Here is an 18,396-nt window from a genome sequence, read left to right on the forward strand (position 1 = left end):
CTCCAAGCCCCTTCGTTGCGGTGCCTCGGCCGACGAGAGCACACCTACGACACGCCGTCCCGAAGTACGACCGACCCGATCACGAAGGCCATCACTTTGCCCACATCAGTACGCATCAATCCGCTCCAGCGCGTTTCGGCCGCCGAAGCCGGCGCGTGGCATCAGGTCGTCGCGGCCTCGATGGCCCACGACCTGCCAGGAGTGCCGATTCCCGACCCCGGACAGATCCACGCCCAGCTCACCCGGCCCGCCCTGGGCAGCCACCGGCTGGCCTGGCTGGCCACCGGTGCGGACGGCGTCCCGGCCGGAGTCGCCGGTCTGCGGGTGTTCACCTCCCCGGGCCAGGAGCACCTGGCCGAACTGGAACTCCACATCGCCCCCGCACACCGCCGCCTGGGCACCGGCTCCCGCCTGCTGTCCGCGGTCGTGGCAGCCTGCCGCGCCGAGAACCGGCGCAGCCTGATCGCCACAGCCGCGGCCGACAGTCCGGGCGAAGCGTTCAGCGAACGGCGGGGTTTCCGCCGGGCACTGGCCTTGAGCCACCTCATGCTGCGCCTCGACGAGACGGACCGGGCCGACGACCTGTTCCGGATCGCCGATGCCGAGCACCCCGGCTACCGGCTGACCGGCTGGACCGGTACGGTTCCCGACGGCCTCGCCGACGCTTTCGCCGCGGCCAAGAGCGCGATGAACGACATGCCCGTCGGAGACCTGGACTACGGCAGTGTGGCGTGGGACGCGGACCGCGTTCGCGCCATGGCCGCGGTGATCGCCGACCGCGGGGACACGCTGCTGACCGTGGCCGCCGTCCACGACGGCGGCGCCATGGCCGGTTACACCGAGATCCTGATTCCCCGGGGAGCGGCGCCGCGCGTCCAGCAGTACGACACGGCGGTCGTGCCCGAACACCGCGGCCACGGCCTGGGGTTGTGGGTCAAGGCCGCCATGACACGTCGGCTGCGCGCCGAGTACCCCGACGTCGTCGAGATCGAGACGGACAACGCCGACGACAACGTCCACATGCTGGCGGTCAACCACCGGCTGGGGTTCCGCTCCTACCGGCGCACCCGCGAGTTCCAGCTCGACGTGCCCACCACGTGATCCGTACCCGAGCCCGTACCCGTGCCCCGTCCGTACCGAAGGAGCGAGAGTCCATGCGCAAGCTGATCTACTACATCGCCGCCACCCTGGACGGTTACATCGCCGGTCCCGACGGCCAGTACGACTTCTTCCCCTTCGGCGGTGAGGAATCCGCGGCGATCCTGGCGGACTTCCCCGAGACCATGCCCACACCCGCACGGGAACCGCTGGGCATCGCCGACCGGTCCGCCGAGCGGTTCGACGCCGTCATCATGGGCCGCGCGACCTACGCCCCGGGCCTGAAACTGGGGTGGACCAGCCCGTACGGCCACCTCAAGCAGTACGTGGTCTCCCGCACGCTCATCAGCCCCGATCCGGCGGTGACCGTCGTCGACGACCCCACAGCGCTCGTTCGGACGCTCAAGGAGCAGGACGGCATGGACATCTGGCTGTGCGGCGGCGGAAAACTGGCGGCCACCTTGCGCGACGAGATCGACGAACTGATCATCAAGCGTCACCCCATGGTCATCGGAACCGGCATCCCCCTGTTCGACGGTCCCTTCACCCCGGCGAACTTCCTCCCCGTCAGCACACGGTGCTTCGACTCGGGGTTCACCATCACTCGCTTCGCGAAGGGCCTCTCATGAACGTCTCCTCCTCCACCCTCTCCCTGACCGTCGCCGACGTGGACGCCTCCCGCGCGTTCCTGTGCAGCCACCTCGGCTACGAGGTGGCCATGGCCGATGACGGCTTCGTGTCCCTGACGCGCGGGGACGCCGCCGTCGACGTCGTCCTGCTGCGCGGAGGTACGGACGTCCTTCCGCCCGAACAGCGCGACCAGCGGGCGTCCGGTCTGATCCTGGCGCTCACCGTCGCCGACCTCACGGCGGAGGAGGCCCGGCTGCGTGCGGCGGGCGCCCCCATCACGATGCCGCTGCGCGAAGAGCCGTGGGGCGAGCGGCTGTTCCAGATGACCGACCCGAACGGTGTCGTCGTCCAGCTCGTCGAATGGGCGACCACCGCCGACGCCAACGCCGACGCCACCGCCGACCGGGCCGACGACGAGAGCGCCGCCGTGATCGTGATCACGCCCTGATCCTGCCGCCCGGCCGCCTCCGCCGGATCCACGCCCCGGAACAGACCGAGGTCCACGTCTCGATGCGCTCGGACGGGATCGCCTCCGTTCCCGGCGCCGAGGGCACCCGTGAACTGCCCTGGGCCCGGTAGCGCGGCACGGTCGGCCCGGCCCGGAAACCATCGAAAGAGGAGATTCACGAAGTGCGTGTGCTGTTGTCGACATATGGGTCGCGTGGGGACGTCGAACCGCTGGTGGGGCTCGCGGTGCGGTTGCGGGAGCTCGGCGCGGAGGTGCGGGTGTGCGCGCCGCCGGACGAGGACTTCGCGGAGCGGCTGGCCGGGGTCGGTGTGTCCGTGGTGGGTGTCGGGAAGTCGGCCCGCGCGCTGACGACAGCGGCTCCGCCGCCGTCGCCGGGCAATCTGCCGCAGCGCGCGGCGGAACTGATCGCCAGTCAGTGGCAGGTGATGCCCGCGGCGGCACAGGGGTGCGACGTACTGGTGGCGACGGGGGCGATGCCGGCCATCGCCGGTGCGCGGTCGGTGGCCGAGAAGCTGGGCATCGGCTATGTGTCCGCGATCTTCCAGCAGCTGACCCTGCCTTCGCCGAGGCGCCCTCCGCTGGCCTACCCCGGGCGGCCGTTCCCGCCGGAAGTGACCGACAACCGGGCGCTGTGGGAGCTGGACGCCCGGAGCATCGACGCGCTGTTCGGTGAGGCGCTGAACACCACCCGGGCGTCGGCCGGCCTGCCCCCGGTGGACAACGTCCGCGACTACGCCTTCGGCGACCGGCCGTGGCTGGCGACGGACCCGGTGCTGGACCCGTGGCTGGAGACGGCGGACCTCGACGTCGTACAGACCGGCGCGTGGGCGCTGCCCGACGAGCGGCCGCTCCCGGCGGAGCTGGTGGCCTTCCTGGATGCCGGCGCGCCGCCCGTGTACGTGGGGTTCGGCAGCATGGCCGTGCGCGCAGGTGAGGAAGCGGGCCGGGTGGCCATCGAGGCGGTCCGCTCGCAGGGCCGCCGGGTCCTCGTCGGGCGCGGCTGGGCGGAGTTGGGTCTCATCGACGACCGGGACGACTGCTTCGCCGTCGGCGAGGTCAACCATCAGCAGCTGTTCGAACGAGTGGCCGCCGTCGTGCACCATGGCGGTGCGGGTACGACGACGACGGCCGCTCGGGCCGGCGCTCCGCAGGTGGTGGTGCCCCAGCTGGCGGACCAGCCGTACTGGGCCGCCCGGGTGGCCGAGCTGGGCATCGGCGTAGCCCACGACGGCCCGGTGTTGACCGTGCGGTCCCTGTCGGCCGCGCTCAGGACAGCCCTGGACCCGGAAACCGGCAGCCGGGCGAAGGCCATGGCCGGGGCGGTCCGCACCGATGGGGCGATGGTGGCGGCACGACTGCTCCTCGACACCGCCGGCCGAGGAAGCCAGGACGGACCCGCGAGTTCCTGAGCCGCCCAGGTCACGCTGATCCGACAGCCGTAGGGACTTACCCCCCTGATCACGTGCCGTCCCGTAATCGAGACGAATATCAGCTCACGCACTCGTCGCTCACACCGAATTGTGAAACGTCAGCCCGCCCACATGGCGCTGTTCACGTGCGCGGTGTCGTGGTGTTCGTGGTATTTGCTGATCTTTCCGCCGTCGATCTCGAAGAGGAGGTGATATTGATTGCGATAGTCGCGTGTGTTCTTCAGTTTCATTGTCGAGTACGCCTCCACGGCGACCCGAGGGCCCTGAATGGTCCATGCGGTGGGCGTGATGACCAGCGGACCGTCGGTGATGGAGTCGAGCGGCTTGAGCATGGTGCGGAACTCGTCCTTGGTGATGTAGCCGTCTCCCGGAGCCCCGCTCATCCACCACTCGACGTCGTCGGTGAGACAGCCCAAGAGCTGGTCCAGCGGCTCCGTGTCGTCGGCCGCTCCCCACCGCCCCTTGGCGTAGAGGCTCAGGAAGTATTCGACGATTTCCCTCTTCCGCGCGTCGTCCATCACGCATCTCCGAATTCTGGTGGTTGGTGGCCGGCAGGTGGGACCCAGCGTGCATGACCTCAGCTGTGCGCACAAATGATCGTTGAGCACATCAGGTATGCGATGTGGGAATACCTTGGCTGTAGGGTGCAGGGCATGGCGGATGTGACTCTCGTTGGGCTTCGGGTAGTGCGCGAAGTCGCTGCGACGGGCTCCTTCAGCGAAGCGGCGGCTTCTCTCGGCTACACGCAATCGGCCGTATCCCGGCAGGTGAAAGCTGTCGAATCAGCCGTGGGCGCAGCCCTTTTCGAGAGGAGGGCACGCGGGGTGGCACCCACGGAGGCCGGCGTGGCGTTCGTACGGCACGCGGCCGATGTGCTGTCGGGCCTCGACGCCGCCATGCGTGAGGTCGGCGCACGGCGCCGGCACATCACGGGCTCTGTGACGATCGGCGCGATCCCGGCCGCGGCCGCAGCTCTGGTTCCGCGTGCCCTCGCGCAGCTCGCGGACGAGCACCCCCATGTGACCGTCGGCTTCGTGGAGGATTCAACGCCCAGCCTTTTGCGGCAGCTACGTTCCAACCGTCTGGACATTGCCGTCGTGGGTGTGTGTGCCGGGCCGCAGGAGCATGACCTCGACGGGCTGCGCCAGGAGACCCTCATGGAAGACGATCTACGTGTCGCCCTGCCCCGGCATCACCCGTTGGCCACTCGGCCCCTGGTGCGGGCCGACGAACTGCGCCACGACAGTTGGATCGTCGAAAGCGCTGCCGGTGACGCCCCGTACTACGGTGCCTGGCCCACCCTCGTTCAGCCGACAGTCGCCCATCAGGCGCGCGATTGGTCCACGCGCCTGGGCATGGTCGCTGCCGGCCTGGGGGTCTGTCTGCTGCCGGGCATGGCGGCCCCCTCCGCTCCGGCCGGCGTGCGAATCGTCCGGGTCGAGGACCGCTACTGGCAGGGACGCGCGACCATCGCCGTGACCAACGAACAGCGCTCCGCAGAAACCGACGCGGCTGTTGCAGCCCTCAGACAACAGGTGCCTGATCTGCGTTAATGCCTCGTCATCCTGATTCCTGCCGGTCAGCGGGGCCGGCGTGTGGTCTCGATGGGGTTCTCGTGCCGGTCGGAGCGGAGATCGACCACAGGAAGGTCGTCGGCAGCGGGCAGGCGGCGGTCGGCGCGTCGGTCGACGTCCAGGGCGGCGGCCATGGCCGGGCATCGGCTCTGCCGGCCGTTGCGGACCACGTACGGGATCTTGAGACCACGAGCAGCCCATGGCAGGCTCATGCCGCATGATCGATGAGTTCGCGAAGGACCACCTGCACGGGAGACTGCGGCGGGACCGCGCGGCGCTGCTCTGGAAGCTCGACGGCTTGTCCGAATACGACGCCCGGCGACCTCTGACAGCGACCGGGACCAATCTCCTCGGCCTGGTCGCCGTGCACGTCGGGTGGGACCAGTACCTCTACATCGGCAGCAAGCTGCCCTGCGAACCCGCACCGGCCCGTACCCGCACGCTCGGCCTGTTCCCGGAACGCGTGGACGCCTCACCGTACGACTTCGCCCCCGACGACCCGGCGTACGTGCAGCGGCCGGCCGACGCCGACTTCTGAGCCCGCCTGCAGTGGACCGTCAGTGCCCACTGCGCGGTGTTCCTGGAGGAGGTCTTCGCTGGCAACGCCTCCCGGTGGCACCGCCTGAGCCGCGGCAACATCGAGACCGTGCGCGCCCAACTGGCTCCACGCGCGCAGCTGGCAGTCCGGCCGGACCTGCTCACCGCCGTCGACCAGGCCGTGGCCGCTCTGCCCGACGAAGGCCTCGTGGAGATCGTCTGGGAGGACGAGGACGGTCAGATCACGAGCACGGTCGTCGACGAGACCCAGTTCGAGGCGGTGACCTCCCAGCTCACCAGCGCGCGTGCTGCCGGCGTCGTTTCCCTGTATGCCGGTGAGGATCTCCCGCTGTTCACCGCTGTGCTGCCCGACAGCGACGGCGTTCTGCGCGCTCGCTGGCAGACCGAACCGACGCCCAGCGACCGGGACTGGGCGTTCCTCAAGACCTTGCGGCGCGGCCAGGTCGTCACTGGGACAGTGACGACCATCGCCAGCTTCGGCGTCACCTTCGTGGACATGGGCGGCTCACCGCGATGATCAACATTCCGGAGTTGTCCTGGCGTCCCTTCGACTACCCGTCGGACGTCGTCAACGTCGGCCAGGAGGTCACAGCTGAGGTCCTCGATGTCGACATGGTCCGGGAACGGGTGCCGCTGTCGCTCCGAGGAGCGCAGGAAGACCCGTGGCCGCAGGTAGCGCGGAGGGTCGGCCAGGTGGTTATGGGGCCGGTCACCAACATCGTGCCGTTCGGCGTCTTCGTCCGCATCGAGGACCGAGAGGACGGCTTCCAGGGGCTCGTGCCCACCAGCGAGCTGAATGCATCGTCCAGGGGCCTCGTCGAGGTCGGCGACGTCCTCACAGCGAAGATCATCGACGTCGATCTCGCGCACCGCCGCATGGTTCTGTCACATGTCCAGGCTGCCTCTGCCACGGAAGGTCAGCTGTGTGACTGACGACGAAGGGAATCCGGCGCACAGATGCGGCGAGGCTTAGACAGCCGTTGCCCGCCCTCGCCTGTCGCGAGGTTGAGCACCGGAGTTGGCCATCAAGGCCAGGTACCGCGCTCAGTCACAGCGCTGCCGGGCGGAGACGCATCCGGCCCGAACGGACCAGAATCCGGCCCGCGCGGTGCCTCCGCGGGATCAGGTGAGGTCGCCGGGGGCGAGGTCGGGGCACAGTCGGTGCCAGGAGGGGTGGCGCAGGCGTCCGGTACGGGTGCGGGGTCGAGTGGCGGACTTCGCCGACGAGCCGGGGGAGTACCCACCGTGCCCCGGCGACCGGCGGGACCTCGGCGAAGGGGCAGTGATCGGCGGCCGCGATCCGCAGGAGCTCGGCGAGGCGGGCACGTTCGGCCTCGCTCCACCCGGTACCGACGTTGCCCGCGTAGTGCAGCAGTCCCTCGCGCCGCTCCCCGACGAGAACCGCGCCGGGCAGTCCGTTCAGCCGGCCACGCCCAGGGGCCCATCCGCCGATCACGACGTCGGCGAGATGGTGAATCTTGATCTTCAACCACGCCTTCGACCGCACCCCGGGCTCGTACCGGGACGTGAGCCGACCGGGGCGAACCCGCAGGAAGTGGCCGTGGCGCCGGACGGCGCTCACGTCTACGTCAGCAACGGCAGCGGTCCCAACGACAATCCCGCCGGGACCACCGTCACCGTCCTGAACACGCCCAGCAACACTGTCGGGGCCACCATCACGGTCGGCAACAGCCCGGGCGGGATCGCGGTCACCCCCGACAGCACGCGCCTGTACGTCGCCAACCGCGGCAGCCGAACGGTCAGTGTCGTGGACACCGCCACCAACACGGTGACGGCCACCGTCGGCGGGTTCAGCGACCCGACAGGAATCGCGGTCAACGCGGCGGGCACCCGGGTCTACGTCTCCGACTCCGCCTACCCCAACGGGTCGGTCCGGGTCATCGACACCGCCAGCAACACGGTCACCGGGTCGGTCACCGTCGGCCCGTTCCCGCAGGACGTCGCCCTCAGCCCGGACGGAGCGCGGGCCTACGCCACCAACCACGGCGACAACACGCTGAGCGTCATCGACACCGCCGCTCTCACCGTGACCGCGACTGTGGCACTGAGCGACCAGCCGTTCGCGGTCGCGGTCAACCCCGTGACCGGGGCGGCCCACATCAGCCACTCCAACGACAACTTCCTGTCCGTCGTCGACCCGGCCACCCTCACTGTCGCCACGACGATCACCACGGCGGGCAACCCGATCGGTGCAGCGTTCAGCCCTGACGGCGCGACCGCGTATGTGACCAGTTTCTCCAGCAACTCTCTGGCGGTGATCAACACCGCCACCAACACCGTCACCGAGAACGCCCCCATCGGCAGCGGCCCCTACGGTGTCGGGGTGAGCCCGGACGGCACCCTCGCTTACGTCGCCAACACGCGCAGCGCCACCCTCGATGTCCTGCGCCTCGCGACCGTCACGCCCGCACCGGCCGTCACCGCGATCAGCCCGGCCTCGGGCCCGACCGCGGGCGGCACCGCCGTGACGATCACCGGCACCGACCTGGCCGATGCCACCGCCGTCACCTTCGGCGGCACCCCCGCCACCGGCGTGAGCTGCGCGGCGACCTCCTGCACGGCCACGTCTCCCGCCCATGCCGCCGGAACCGTCGACGTCCAGGTGACCACCCCCGGCGGCACCAGCGCGACCACGCCGGCCGACCAGTACACCTACCTGGTTCCGCCCGCGGATATCGACGTCAACCTCACCGCGCAGCCGCACCTGGGCCTCCTGGTGCCCTACCTGTCCTACACCCTCACCGCCTACAACACCGGCCCCGGCGCCGTCACCTCCGCCACCCTGACCGCGAAACTCCCGCCAGGCGCGACCGCCACCAACCTGTCCGCCGGCTGCACCGTCGCCGCCACCACGGTGACCTGCGCCTACGACGCCATCGCCAACGGCGCCGGCGTCAACAAGACGTTCCGCGTCCCGCTGAGCCTGCTCACCCTCGGCCAGGTCAAGGTCACCGGGCTGCGCACCGTCTCCGCACCCACCGACCCCAACCCCGCCAACGACACCGCCAGCGCCACCTGCACCGCCATCTCCATCATCCTGGTCACCTGCCCCTGACCCATCCGACGCACCACCGCTGCTCTCCACCGGCGCCCACATGCCGGCGGAGAGCAGCGGCATGAGCGAAACGTTCTTGACCGGAACACTCGCCAGAAGCCCGACCCGGACCCACCGGACGTGCCGAACGTGCCTCAACAACCCATGGATATCGATGAGGCACATGGTTCTCAGACCACCTGCCTCATATGCCTCACAACCTCCGAAGCACCCTAGATATCCAGGGCAATCGGGTGGAAGTGTGTGCGAGTGCTGAGGATGACGTTGCGGGACATCGCGTTCGTGTTGGCGGGGAAGTTGTCCGACGGCTGCGACGGCGATGCTGTCGTGACCGCGCCTGTCTGCTGTGACCTACGCGAAGTGGTGACAGGCGGCCTGTTCGCCGCGATTGAGGGCGATGAGGAGCAAAGCGGGGTGGCGTATGCGCAAGCCGCTGTCACTGCCGGCGCCGTGGCCGTGCTCGCCGAACGCGAACTGGGCGTGGCGACCATCGTCGTGGACGATGTTCGAACAGCGCTGGGCCGTCTGGCCGCCGAGCTCATCAGGCGCCTGCCGACGAGGACCACAGTGATCGCCATCACCGGGTCGGCCGGCAAGACCAGCACCAAGGACGTCACCGCGCACCTGCTGAACACCCTGGGACGGACGGCGTCCACGGCCGAGAGCCGCCTGTTTTGTTGATCCCCCCGGCACACACGGGTGGTCAGGCAACCAAGATCAATCTCACCGATACTGACTGTTCCGCTGGCCCCAGGGCCGGAACCCCTCCGTCGCGAGCATCTACCGGGCGCTCGCCGAGCACGCCAAGCGCGAGGCGTACCCCGAGGCCGTCGAGCAGGCCCACGCCGACTTCGCCGCCCTCCAGGTTGGCGAACTCCCCGCACCCCGCCTCACTGCCCCTGACAGGGCGTCACCCTGATTACAGGGAGCTACTTGTCACTTCGCCGCAGCTTCGGGAGAACAGGGCCGAAAGGCTGCCAGGACGGCCGGACCCGTCAAGGCGTAGAGGCCGCCTCACGTGACGTGAGGTCCGTGCGGCTTGAAGCCGATCATGGGTGCCGATCTGTCGAAGCGTCAGGTCTTTGAACTCCGGGGGCGGGCCGCGCCGTTGCCGCCGTCGTTCGCGGCTCGTCCGCCAGGTGGTGGGACGGCCGCAACCGCGCATCGCCGCTTCACGGTACGGACCGGGGCCGGCCAGTGGCGCCGGCCGCGTCGGGCGGTGCCGGACGGACTCGGGGCCCGGGGCGGGGTGGACCGGGCCCCGGCGGTCGTCGACACGGCCTCCGCGTGGGGCGGGGCCGCATCCGGTACGTCGGGAGGGACGGCGGAAGGTCCGAACCGGGCCGGTGCCGACGGAGATCCCGACGGCGCCGGAAGGCGTACGGGCCGAGCCGCCCGTACGCCTTCCACCGGGACGGGGAAGAGGATCAGGAACCGGGGGTGAAGGACTCGGCCTCGGCGGCGACCTCGGCCGGCCGGACCACCTTCAGGCCGCCGGGGGCCTTGGCGTCCGGCTTCATGATGATGCTCTCCCGGGTGGACGGCGCCTTCGGGTCCGAGAAGTCGTGCGACACCCCGAACTCGCTCCCGTACCCCTTGATCGTGAGCAGCGCCCTGTCGACGCCCTCGCGGGTGAGGTCCTTGTCGTCGCACGCCTTGGACAGCGCCTCGCCGAACAGGGAGGCCGCCGTGTAGCCGGCGACGACGCCGTTGTCGAGCACGTCCTTCGGGTACTGGGCGGCGTACTCCTTCGCGAGCTTGGCGGGGCCGTCGCCCGGGTCTCCGATGGGCAGGGTGGAGGCGGCGACGTAGTAGTCCTTGAGCAGGGCGGGGCCTGCCTGGGTCTTCAACAGCTGCGGGGCGAAAGCCGAGTTGTTGCCGACGACCGGGACGTCGAAGCCGGTGGCCGCCGCGACGCCGACGAGCGAGGCCGCCTGGCGGGGGCCCGCGCTGACGATCACGGCCTTGACCCCGGCCTGCTTGAGGGCGGCGACCTGGGCCGTCATGTCGTTGTCGGTCGGCTTGATCTTCTGCTCGACCACGGTGAGACCGGCCTCCTTCGCCGCGTGCTTCGAGCCGATGAGCGCGTTCTCGCCGTAGTCGCCCTCGAAGTACACGTGACCGATCCTGTCGCCCTTCGCGATGCGCTTCTCGGCGAGGAGATAGTCGATCAGGTTGATCGTCTCGACGTCGTACGTGGCGCCGATGACCCGGATGTACGGGGAGCCCAGCAGGTTCGCCGACCAGGCCTGCGGCAGCACGAGGCCCTTGTCCTTGCCGTCGATGCGCTGCTCGACGGCGGCGACGAACGGGGAGCCGATGAACTGGGCGAAGCCCACCACCTCCGGCTCCAGCTCGGTGTACGCGGTGATCGCCTTCTGCGGATCGTATCCGTGGTCGCGGACCGTCAGTTCGATCTTCCGGTCGCAGATGCCGCCCTCGTCGTTCGTCTGCTTCGCCCACAGCTGCTGCGCCTGGGTGACGCTCTTGCCGAGTGAGGCGTAGACACCGGTCATGTCGGTCAGCACGCCGAGGGAGATCGTCGAGGAGGAGACCCCGGGACCCGTCTTGATCCCGGCCTTGTCCTGCTCGTCCGCCTTTCCGTCGGTGGCCTTGCCGCTGCACCCGACGAGGGTGACGGCGAGGGTCGCGACCACGGCCGTGAGCACTCTCGGTTTCATGACTTCTCCCCTGGATTGTTCGGAGCCGCTGACTGCTTCGGAGCCGCCGGCTGCTTCGGAACGGCCGGCTGCTTCGGAGCCTTCGGCTTCTTCGTACGTACGAGGCCGAGGCGGGCGAGGCCGCCGGGCAGGAACAGGACCACCGCGACCACCGCGGCGCCGTACAGATAGCGGGACGCCTCACCGGGTGCCAGCCCGCCCGTTCCGGGGGCGGAGACCAGCGGGAGGGAGTCGCTGTAGTGCGTGAACACCTGCGGGAGCAGGGAGACGAAGGCGGCGCCGATCACCGCGCCCGCGACGCTGCCGAGCCCGCCGATGACGATCATGGCGAGGTATTCGAGGGACAGGATCATGCCGAAGTACTCGGGCACGGTCCGCTGGAAGACCAGGGCGAGCAGGACGCCCGCGAGGCCCGCGTACATCGAGGACAGGACGAAGACGCCGGCCCGGTAGCGGGCCACCGGCACGCCCATCACCCCGGCCGCGATCCGGTGGTCGCGGATGGCGTTCATGGCCCGTCCGGGCCGGCCGCGCAGCACACCCCGGGCGAACAGCGCGCTGAGCAGGAGCGCGGCCAGGCCCACGTACCAGAGCTTCTCCGAGGAGCCGAACGGCACGGCGGCGACGACGAGTTCGGTGTCGTCGAAGGTGAAGCCGAACAGCGACAGGGGAGGTACGGCCCGGCCGTTGTAACCACCGGTCAGCGAGCCCGCGTTGAACAGGACGTGCTGCCCGATGAAGATCAGCGCGAGCGTCGCGATACCGAGGTACGCGCCGCGCAGCCGGCCGGCGATGGGGCTGAAGAGCCCGCCCGCCGCTCCGGCGAGCAGCACGGCGAGGATCGCGGCCAGCCAGGTGGGCAGTCCGAGTCCGGTCAGTGTGTGCCCGTTCTCGGTACTGCTCTCGCCCGCCAGGATGCAGTAGCCGTACGCGCCGACGGCCAGGAAGAACGCGTGGCCCATGGAGAGCTGTCCGGTGGCGCCGGTGAGCATGTTGAGCCCGATGGCGCCGATCGCCGCCGCCATCGCGAACAGTCCGGCCTGGAGCCAGAAGCGCTCCAGGTAGAAGGGGAGGACGAGGAGCAGGAGGGAGCCGATGAGGACGGCGTACGTACGAGGCCTGCGCAGCCGGTCGGTGAGGCTCTCCGCGCCGCCGCCGCGTGCGGGGGCGGCAGGGGCTTCGGGGGCTGCTTCGGCGGTGGTGTCGGAGGCGGTGGCGTCAGACACGGGCCAGCTCCTTCGTGCCGAAGAGCCCCGCGGGCCGGATGAGCAGGACCGCCACCATCACCAGGTAGGGCGCCAGATCGCCGATGCCCCGGCCGAGGAAGGCGAGGTCGCTCTGGTAGCCGGTGGCGAGGGACTCGGTGACGCCGACGATGAGTCCGCCGGCGAGTGCCCCGGTGGTGGAGTCGAGTCCGCCGAGGATCGCGGCGGGGAACGCCTTGAGCGCGGCGAGCGAGGTGGCGCGTTCGAGGCCCGGGGTCGGGAACACGGTGAGGAAGAGGGCCGCGACGGCGGCGAGGGCCCCGGCGACCGCCCAGGCGGCGAGCGACACCCGTCCCAGCTTGATGCCCATGAGCGCCGCCGTCTGCGGGTTCTCGGCGGCCGCCCGCATCGACACGCCCCACGAGGTGTAGCGGAAGGCGAGCAGGAACACCGTGATCAGCAGCCCGGCGGCGAGGAACGCGGCGATACGGGTCTGGGCGAGGGTGATGCCGCCGATGGAGACGACCTGGTTGCCCCAGGGGTCTCCGAGGGCGAGCACGTCCGTGCCCATCCGGCGGGTGAGTTCGGTGATCAGGAGGATGTCGACGCCGATGGTGACGATGGCCAGGACGCTGTGGTCGCTGCCCCGGTAGCGGCGCATCACGAAGAACTCGATGGCCGCCCCGACGGCCGCCGCCCCCGCGATCCCGACGAGCAGCGCGGGCCAGAACCCGATGTCGTCGTGGAGTACGGCGGTGACGTAACCGCCCGCCAACAGCAGGGACGCATGGGCGAAGTTGACGACCTCGGTGGCTTTGAAGATGACGACGAACCCGAGCGCGATGAGTGCGTAGACCGAACCGATCGACAGGCCGCCGAGGAGGAGTTCGAGAGTCGTGGTCATTGAGGTGCTCCCAAGTAGGCCTGGACGACGGCCGGATCGTTCTGGACCTCGGCGGGTGTGCCGCCCGCGATCCTGCGTCCGAAGTCGAGTACGGTCACCGCGTCCGCGAGCCGCATCACCACTCCCATGTCGTGCTCGACCAGCACGATGGAGATGCCGAGGCTGTCGCGTACGTCGGCCACGACGGCGGCGGTGCGGCGGCGCTCGTCCGCAGTCATCCCGGCGATCGGCTCGTCCAGCAGCAGGACCTTCGGCTCCATGCACAGGGCGCGGCCGAGCTCGACGAGCTTCTGCTTTCCGTACGGCAGTGATCCCGCCGGACGTTCCAACTCCTTGCCCAGGCCGATGAATTCGGCGATCTCCCGGACCCGGTCGCGGTGGCGTCGTTCCTCGCGGGCGGCACGGGGCAGCCGCAGGCCGGTGGCGAGGAACCCGGAGCGGGTCAGCCGGTGGCGGCCGAGCAGGAGGCTGTCGGCGACGGTCGCGTGCGGGGGCAGCGCCAGGTTCTGGAAGGTGCGCGCGACTCCGAGGTCCGCGATGGTGTGCGGCGGGAGTCCGGTGAGTTCGGTGTCGCCGAGCCGGACGTGCCCGGAGGTGGCGCGGTAGACGCCGGACAGCACGTTGAAGCAGGTGGACTTGCCCGCGCCGTTGGGCCCGATGACGGCGTGCACACTGCCGGGTTCGACGGTGAAGGAGACACCGTCCAGGGCGGTGAGCCCCGAGAAGCGGACGGTGACGTCCCGCACGGCGAGGGCGGCCGTGGTGCTGTGCGCGGAGGCCGTCGCGGTGGTGGTGGTCATGCGGACCACCTGCTCAGGGTGCGGCTGCTCCGGGCGGCCGGGTCGGTGTCCGCCGCCGCGTCCTCGTCGACGACGCCGAGGTAGCGGCGGCGCACCTCGTCGGACGCGGCGAGTTCGCCGGCGGGACCGGACAGGGCGACCTCGCCGACATCGAGGACGTACGCCGTGGAGGCGAGCCGCAACGCGATGGCCGCGTTCTGCTCGACGAGCATGACGGAGGTGCCGCTCGCGTTGATCTCCCGCACGGTCTCGGCGATCCTGGCCGCCATCAGCGGGGCGAGGCCGAGCGAGGGCTCGTCCAGCAGGAGCAGGCGTGGCCCCGCCATCAGGGCCCGGCCCATCGCCAGCATCTGCTGCTCGCCGCCGGACAGCAGCCCGGCCCGCTGGTGCGCGCGGTCGGCGAGCACCGGGAACAGCTCGTGCACCCGGGCCAGTGCGGCACTCGTCTCCTTGCGCCCGCCACGCGCCCCGAGGGCGCCCGCCCGCAGGTTGTCGGCCACCGTCATCCGGGCGAAGACCTGCCGGCCCTCCGGTACCTGGACCACTCCGGCGGCCACCACCTGGGCGGGCCGCAGCCCCTCCAGGGGGCGGCCGTCGAACCGGATGGTGCCGGTGCCCGTCCCGCGGTGGAAGCCGAGGGTCCGCGACACGGCCCGCAGCAGCGTGGTCTTGCCCGCGCCGTTGCCGCCGAGCACGGCGGTGATCCCGCCGTCCGGCACATCGACGGAGATGTCGCGCAGCGCGCGGACCGGGCCGTAGCCGACGGACAGCGCGCGGATCTCTAGCGTTGCCATGCGTCCTCCTCCTTCCGCCTTGTCGTGTTGTCCTCGTCTGTCGTGCTGGTTGGTGGGGGTGGTGCCACAGACCAGCACCGGACGGGGCGTGCGTCCACGGCGCGGGACCGACTCGATGCGGGCGACCAGCGAACGAGGGGCCTCGTTGTGCACCTGCACAGACACAGGTACGGGCGGGCGCCCGCCCGGCCGGCCGGTGGCATCCTCATCGGTCATCAGGTACGCCCGGACCCGGGGACGGAGCGGCGGATGCGGCGTGGAACGCGGTACGGGGCGCTGCTCGGCCCGCTGCTGGCGGGCGGGGCCCCGCCGGACCTGGTGGAGCGTGCGGCGCGCGGCCTCGGGCTGCCGGTACGAGGGCGTTACGCGGTGGTCGTGCTGGCCGCGCCCGTGCCGGAGGGCGCGGAGGCGGAGGGCGCGGAGGCGGACGGGACGCGCTGGTACTGGTGCGACTCCAGGGACGGGTACGGGGTCGAGAACGGGTACGGGGACGGGCACGTCGTGGTGGTGCTGCTGGGTGCGGTGGGCGCGGCCGGGGCGGTGGCGCGGCTCACGGAGCGCGGTGCGGGGCCGGGGGGCATGAGTCCCGTGGTGGGCTCGCTGGCGGAGCTGGGTGCGGCCCGGCGGCTCGCGGGCACGGCGCTGCTGACGTGCGCGCCCGGCACCCGGGAGGTCGTACGGCTCGACGAGCGGCTGTCGACGGCCCTGCTGGTGAGCCGGCCGGAGCTGTCCGCCCGGCTCCTCACGGAGGTGTTCGGTCCGCTGCTGGCGCTGGTTCCGGCGGAGCGTGCGGTGCTGGTGGGGACGCTGGAGGCGTGGCTGGAATGCGGCGGGTCGGTGGGGCGGGCGGCGGTACGGCTGCGGTGCCACCGCAACACGGTGTTCAACCGGCTGCGGCGGCTGGAGCGGCTGACCGCGCGCTCGCTGTCACGGCCGCGCGAGCTGGTCGACCTGGTGCTGGCGCTGGACGTCCTGAGGCTGTCGTCCGGACCGACGTGAGACGCGGAGGGGCGGGGCCGGGCCCGGGAGGCGCGAGGCGCGGGACGGACCCGGGACTCGCGGAGCCCGAGGCACGGAAGCCCGCAGGGCCCGAGGCGCGGAAGCCCGCGAGGCACGGGGCGCGGAGGCACAGGGCACGGGACGCGCGGAAGGGGCCCGGCGTCTGTCCCCGGGCCCCTCCGCACGTCCGCTCTGTACGTGCGCTCCGTACCGTCCTCGCACGTCCGCTCCGTACGTCGACTCCGTGCCGTCCCCGTAACGTCCGCTCCGTACGTCGGCTCGTGCCGTCCTCCGTACGTCGCGCTCCGCGTCAGCGCCGCAGGAAGTCCCGGGCGATCGACTCCGCCGCCCGCTCCAGCAACGGCCCCGCCTGGGCCATGGACACGGCCGGGTCCGGTTCCAGCTCGGCCAGGGCGTAGGCGCGGCGGATGCCCGCCTTCTCCAGGGCCTCCGGGGAAAGGGCGAGCCGGCCGCAGACCGCCACGACCTCGATCCCGGCCGCGCGAGCGGCGGCGGCGACCCCGGCCGGGGCCTTGCCGTGCAGCGTCTGCTCATCCAGTGAGCCCTCGCCCGTGATGACCAGCGTGGCCCTGGCGAGCGCGGGGGCGAAGCCCAGTACGTCGAGCATGACCTCGATGCCGGGGCGGAAGCGGGCGCCGAGGGCGACGAGCGCCCCGTAGCCGATGCCTCCGGCCGCGCCCGCGCCGGGCAGGGCCGCCGTGTCCGGGCCCAGGATCGAGGCGTAGTGCGTCAGGGCCGCGTCGAGGACCGCGATGTCCTCCTCGCTCGCACCCTTCTGCCGGCCGTACACCTCGGGAGCGCCCTTGGGCCCCGTCAGCGGGTTGTCCACGTCGCTGGCCAGGACCAGGTCGACGTCCGCCAGGCGCGGGTCGAGCCCCGAGAGGTCGGCCTCGGCCAGGTCGCCGAGCGGGCCGCCGCCGGGGCCGACGGGCCTGCCGTCCGCGTCCAGGAAGCGGGCCCCGAGGGCGGCGAGCATGCCCGCGCCGCCGTCCGTGGTGGCGCTGCCGCCGACCCCGAACACGATCGTCGTCGCCCCCGCCTCCAGCGCGGCCCGCAGGAGCTCGCCCGAGCCGTACGTGGTGGCCGTGAGCGGGGCGAACACCCCGTCGGGCAGGAGCTGGAGGCCCGAGGCCTCGGCCATCTCCACCACGGCGGTGGACCCGCGCAGCGCGTACGCCGCCGTCACCGGCTCCCCGAGGGGGCCGGTCACCCGCGCCTCACGGCGCTCGAATCCGGCGGCCACCGCCGCCGCGACCGTGCCGTCGCCGCCGTCCGCGACCGGCAGGGTCTCCACCCGTACACCGGGAACGACGCGCCGCAGCCCGGCCGTCACCCGCTCCGCGACCTGTACGGCCGTGAGCGAGCCCTTGAACTTGTCCGCCGCGACGAGCACGCGGGCGGTCTCCACATCTGCTCCGTCCGTCACCTTGCATCCCTTGCTTTCGAACAGGCAGTCGCGCCGCCCCGACCCTATCCGCAGGACCCCTGATCTGCCCATGGCCGTCCACGGCCGGGCCGCCGGCCCGTGCCACTACGCTGTCGGCCGTGACGAATCCCGACGCCGACTACGCCGCGTACATCGCCGGGCTCCCCCGGGTCCTGGCCGGTGCCGCCTCGCTCTTCCGTGACGCGAACGGGCGGATCCTGCTCGTCGAGCCGAACTACCGCGAGGGCTGGGCGCTGCCCGGTGGGACCGTCGAGTCCGAGGCCGGCGAGGGGCCCCGGCAGGCGGCCCGGCGCGAGACGGCGGAGGAGATCGGCCTCGATCTGGCCCCGGGACGGCTGCTCGCCGTGGACTGGGTGCGGGGCGTCGGCCGCCCGCCGATCGTGGCGTACCTGTACGACGGCGGGGTGCTCACCGCCGCTCAACTCACGGCGATCCGGCTCCAGGAGGAGGAACTGCTCTCCTGGAAACTGGTGGCGCCCGCCGATCTGGACGGCTTCCTGCTGGGCTCGCTCGGCCTCCGGGTGCGGGCGGCGCTGGCGGCCCTGGCGTCGGGCGGCGGGCCGGCGGAACTGGAGGACGGCGACCCGGTCGCGTAGGCGCGCAGCAGGCCAACAGGAGTCGCCCTGGACGAGGAGGCCTCCTGCTCGGCCTCGGCGGCGGGCGCCTTCGTGCCGGGCCGCCCGCACCGTCGTGATCACCATCCGGCCCGG

The 18,396-nt window shown here is 71.3% G+C and carries 19 protein-coding genes and 2 pseudogenes; 12 read left to right on the forward strand and 9 right to left on the reverse strand.

What is annotated here, in order from left to right:
- Window positions 1-96: 96 nt before the first annotated feature.
- The 4 genes from ACGF2Y_RS27330 (at window position 97) to ACGF2Y_RS27345 (ending at window position 3,606) form a co-directional block, all read left to right on the forward strand.
- On the forward strand, window positions 97-1,101 hold the full coding sequence (locus tag ACGF2Y_RS27330) for a GNAT family N-acetyltransferase (protein ID WP_392952582.1): 1,005 nt from the start codon (window positions 97-99) through the stop codon (window positions 1,099-1,101).
- 53 nt (window positions 1,102-1,154) lie between these two features.
- Window positions 1,155-1,727: a dihydrofolate reductase family protein gene (locus ACGF2Y_RS27335; RefSeq protein ID WP_392952585.1), complete on the forward strand. Its 573-nt coding sequence runs from the start codon at window positions 1,155-1,157 to the stop codon at window positions 1,725-1,727.
- On the forward strand, window positions 1,724-2,176 hold the full coding sequence (locus ACGF2Y_RS27340) for a VOC family protein (protein WP_392952588.1): 453 nt from the start codon (window positions 1,724-1,726) through the stop codon (window positions 2,174-2,176). The genes ACGF2Y_RS27335 and ACGF2Y_RS27340 overlap by 4 nt, the downstream gene beginning before the upstream one ends.
- Window positions 2,177-2,358: 182 nt before the next feature.
- Window positions 2,359-3,606, forward strand: a complete 1,248-nt coding sequence (locus ACGF2Y_RS27345; RefSeq protein ID WP_392952591.1) for a glycosyltransferase — start codon at window positions 2,359-2,361, stop codon at window positions 3,604-3,606.
- Between the two features lie 119 nt (window positions 3,607-3,725).
- Here the strand turns inward: ACGF2Y_RS27345 and ACGF2Y_RS27350 are convergent, their stop codons facing one another.
- Entirely contained in the window at window positions 3,726-4,145 is a 420-nt protein-coding gene (locus tag ACGF2Y_RS27350; RefSeq protein ID WP_392952594.1) for a nuclear transport factor 2 family protein, read from the reverse strand.
- Between the two features lie 135 nt (window positions 4,146-4,280).
- On the opposite strand from ACGF2Y_RS27350, the gene ACGF2Y_RS27355 reads away from it, so the two are divergent.
- The gene (locus ACGF2Y_RS27355) at window positions 4,281-5,180 is read left to right on the forward strand and encodes a LysR family transcriptional regulator (protein WP_392952597.1); all 900 of its coding nucleotides are present in this window, start codon (window positions 4,281-4,283) and stop codon (window positions 5,178-5,180) included.
- A 26-nt stretch (window positions 5,181-5,206) separates the two neighbouring features.
- Here the strand turns inward: ACGF2Y_RS27355 and ACGF2Y_RS27360 are convergent, their stop codons facing one another.
- Window positions 5,207-5,413, reverse strand: coding sequence for a hypothetical protein (locus ACGF2Y_RS27360; protein WP_392952599.1), 207 nt, complete (start codon window positions 5,411-5,413; stop codon window positions 5,207-5,209).
- Window positions 5,414-5,418: 5 nt separating this feature from the next.
- On the opposite strand from ACGF2Y_RS27360, the pseudogene ACGF2Y_RS27365 reads away from it, so the two are divergent.
- From ACGF2Y_RS27365 to ACGF2Y_RS27375, 3 genes and pseudogenes are all read left to right on the forward strand, one after another.
- A pseudogene (locus tag ACGF2Y_RS27365) lies at window positions 5,419-5,601 on the forward strand (DUF664 domain-containing protein); the annotation flags it as partial.
- 174 nt (window positions 5,602-5,775) lie between these two features.
- The gene (locus ACGF2Y_RS27370; RefSeq protein ID WP_392952601.1) at window positions 5,776-6,276 is read left to right on the forward strand and encodes a hypothetical protein; all 501 of its coding nucleotides are present in this window, start codon (window positions 5,776-5,778) and stop codon (window positions 6,274-6,276) included.
- Window positions 6,273-6,692, forward strand: coding sequence for a S1 RNA-binding domain-containing protein (locus ACGF2Y_RS27375; RefSeq protein WP_392952604.1), 420 nt, complete (start codon window positions 6,273-6,275; stop codon window positions 6,690-6,692). The genes ACGF2Y_RS27370 and ACGF2Y_RS27375 overlap by 4 nt, the downstream gene beginning before the upstream one ends.
- A gap of 189 nt (window positions 6,693-6,881) precedes the next feature.
- Here the strand turns inward: ACGF2Y_RS27375 and ACGF2Y_RS27380 are convergent.
- Window positions 6,882-7,293 (reverse strand): annotated as a pseudogene (locus tag ACGF2Y_RS27380) (ATP-dependent DNA ligase); the annotation flags it as partial.
- A 27-nt stretch (window positions 7,294-7,320) separates the two neighbouring features.
- Here ACGF2Y_RS27380 and ACGF2Y_RS27385 point away from each other — a divergent pair.
- Both ACGF2Y_RS27385 and ACGF2Y_RS27390 read left to right on the forward strand, forming a co-directional pair.
- Window positions 7,321-8,835, forward strand: a complete 1,515-nt coding sequence (locus tag ACGF2Y_RS27385; protein WP_392952607.1) for an IPT/TIG domain-containing protein — start codon at window positions 7,321-7,323, stop codon at window positions 8,833-8,835.
- 258 nt (window positions 8,836-9,093) lie between these two features.
- Entirely contained in the window at window positions 9,094-9,516 is a 423-nt protein-coding gene (locus ACGF2Y_RS27390) for a hypothetical protein (protein ID WP_392952610.1), read from the forward strand.
- A 746-nt stretch (window positions 9,517-10,262) separates the two neighbouring features.
- On the opposite strand, the gene ACGF2Y_RS27395 is transcribed toward ACGF2Y_RS27390, so the two are convergent.
- The 5 genes from ACGF2Y_RS27395 to ACGF2Y_RS27415 are packed head-to-tail and all read right to left on the reverse strand — an operon-like array spanning window position 10,263 to window position 15,219.
- Entirely contained in the window at window positions 10,263-11,516 is a 1,254-nt protein-coding gene (locus tag ACGF2Y_RS27395; RefSeq protein WP_392952613.1) for an ABC transporter substrate-binding protein, read from the reverse strand.
- Window positions 11,513-12,742 (reverse strand): branched-chain amino acid ABC transporter permease, encoded by a 1,230-nt coding sequence (locus tag ACGF2Y_RS27400; protein WP_392952615.1) that lies wholly within the window; start codon window positions 12,740-12,742, stop codon window positions 11,513-11,515. Before ACGF2Y_RS27400 ends, ACGF2Y_RS27395 begins: the two co-directional genes overlap by 4 nt.
- Window positions 12,735-13,625, reverse strand: a complete 891-nt coding sequence (locus ACGF2Y_RS27405) for a branched-chain amino acid ABC transporter permease (protein WP_392952618.1) — start codon at window positions 13,623-13,625, stop codon at window positions 12,735-12,737. The genes ACGF2Y_RS27400 and ACGF2Y_RS27405 overlap by 8 nt, the downstream gene beginning before the upstream one ends.
- The gene (locus tag ACGF2Y_RS27410) at window positions 13,622-14,425 is read right to left on the reverse strand and encodes an ABC transporter ATP-binding protein (protein ID WP_392952621.1); all 804 of its coding nucleotides are present in this window, start codon (window positions 14,423-14,425) and stop codon (window positions 13,622-13,624) included. Before ACGF2Y_RS27410 ends, ACGF2Y_RS27405 begins: the two co-directional genes overlap by 4 nt.
- Window positions 14,422-15,219, reverse strand: a complete 798-nt coding sequence (locus tag ACGF2Y_RS27415) for an ABC transporter ATP-binding protein (RefSeq protein ID WP_392952624.1) — start codon at window positions 15,217-15,219, stop codon at window positions 14,422-14,424. Before ACGF2Y_RS27415 ends, ACGF2Y_RS27410 begins: the two co-directional genes overlap by 4 nt.
- 249 nt (window positions 15,220-15,468) lie before the next feature.
- Between ACGF2Y_RS27415 and ACGF2Y_RS27420 the strand changes: the two genes are divergently transcribed.
- Window positions 15,469-16,218 carry a PucR family transcriptional regulator gene (locus ACGF2Y_RS27420; protein WP_392952626.1) on the forward strand — a complete coding sequence of 250 codons (750 nt, stop codon included), beginning with the start codon at window positions 15,469-15,471 and terminating at the stop codon, window positions 16,216-16,218.
- A gap of 310 nt (window positions 16,219-16,528) precedes the next feature.
- On the opposite strand, the gene ACGF2Y_RS27425 is transcribed toward ACGF2Y_RS27420, so the two are convergent.
- Window positions 16,529-17,647: a glycerate kinase gene (locus ACGF2Y_RS27425; protein WP_392952727.1), complete on the reverse strand. Its 1,119-nt coding sequence runs from the start codon at window positions 17,645-17,647 to the stop codon at window positions 16,529-16,531.
- Window positions 17,648-17,784: 137 nt separating this feature from the next.
- Between ACGF2Y_RS27425 and ACGF2Y_RS27430 the strand changes: the two genes are divergently transcribed.
- A complete protein-coding gene (locus tag ACGF2Y_RS27430; protein WP_392952629.1) occupies window positions 17,785-18,282 on the forward strand; it encodes an NUDIX domain-containing protein in 498 nt (165 codons plus the stop codon).
- Window positions 18,283-18,396: the final 114 nt, after the last annotated feature.

This window comes from Streptomyces sp. NPDC048142, from assembly GCF_043202835.1.
In the GTDB taxonomy this organism is placed as follows: Bacteria; Actinomycetota; Actinomycetes; order Streptomycetales; family Streptomycetaceae; genus Streptomyces.

Bases quoted from the DNA above. Each gene is read 5' to 3' on its own strand.
- ACGF2Y_RS27335 (WP_392952585.1), top strand. From the start codon at position 1,155: ATGCGCAAGCTGATCTACTACATCGCCGCCACCCTGGACGGTTACATC.
- ACGF2Y_RS27340 (WP_392952588.1), top strand. From the start codon at position 1,724: ATGAACGTCTCCTCCTCCACCCTCTCCCTGACCGTCGCCGACGTGGAC.
- ACGF2Y_RS27350 (WP_392952594.1), bottom strand. From the start codon at position 4,145: ATGGACGACGCGCGGAAGAGGGAAATCGTCGAATACTTCCTGAGCCTC.
- ACGF2Y_RS27355 (WP_392952597.1), top strand. From the start codon at position 4,281: ATGGCGGATGTGACTCTCGTTGGGCTTCGGGTAGTGCGCGAAGTCGCT.
- ACGF2Y_RS27360 (WP_392952599.1), bottom strand. From the start codon at position 5,413: ATGAGCCTGCCATGGGCTGCTCGTGGTCTCAAGATCCCGTACGTGGTC.
- ACGF2Y_RS27375 (WP_392952604.1), top strand. From the start codon at position 6,273: ATGATCAACATTCCGGAGTTGTCCTGGCGTCCCTTCGACTACCCGTCG.
- ACGF2Y_RS27390 (WP_392952610.1), top strand. From the start codon at position 9,094: ATGACGTTGCGGGACATCGCGTTCGTGTTGGCGGGGAAGTTGTCCGAC.
- ACGF2Y_RS27395 (WP_392952613.1), bottom strand. From the start codon at position 11,516: ATGAAACCGAGAGTGCTCACGGCCGTGGTCGCGACCCTCGCCGTCACC.
- ACGF2Y_RS27405 (WP_392952618.1), bottom strand. From the start codon at position 13,625: ATGACCACGACTCTCGAACTCCTCCTCGGCGGCCTGTCGATCGGTTCG.
- ACGF2Y_RS27410 (WP_392952621.1), bottom strand. From the start codon at position 14,425: ATGACCACCACCACCGCGACGGCCTCCGCGCACAGCACCACGGCCGCC.
- ACGF2Y_RS27415 (WP_392952624.1), bottom strand. From the start codon at position 15,219: ATGGCAACGCTAGAGATCCGCGCGCTGTCCGTCGGCTACGGCCCGGTC.
- ACGF2Y_RS27420 (WP_392952626.1), top strand. From the start codon at position 15,469: ATGCGGCGTGGAACGCGGTACGGGGCGCTGCTCGGCCCGCTGCTGGCG.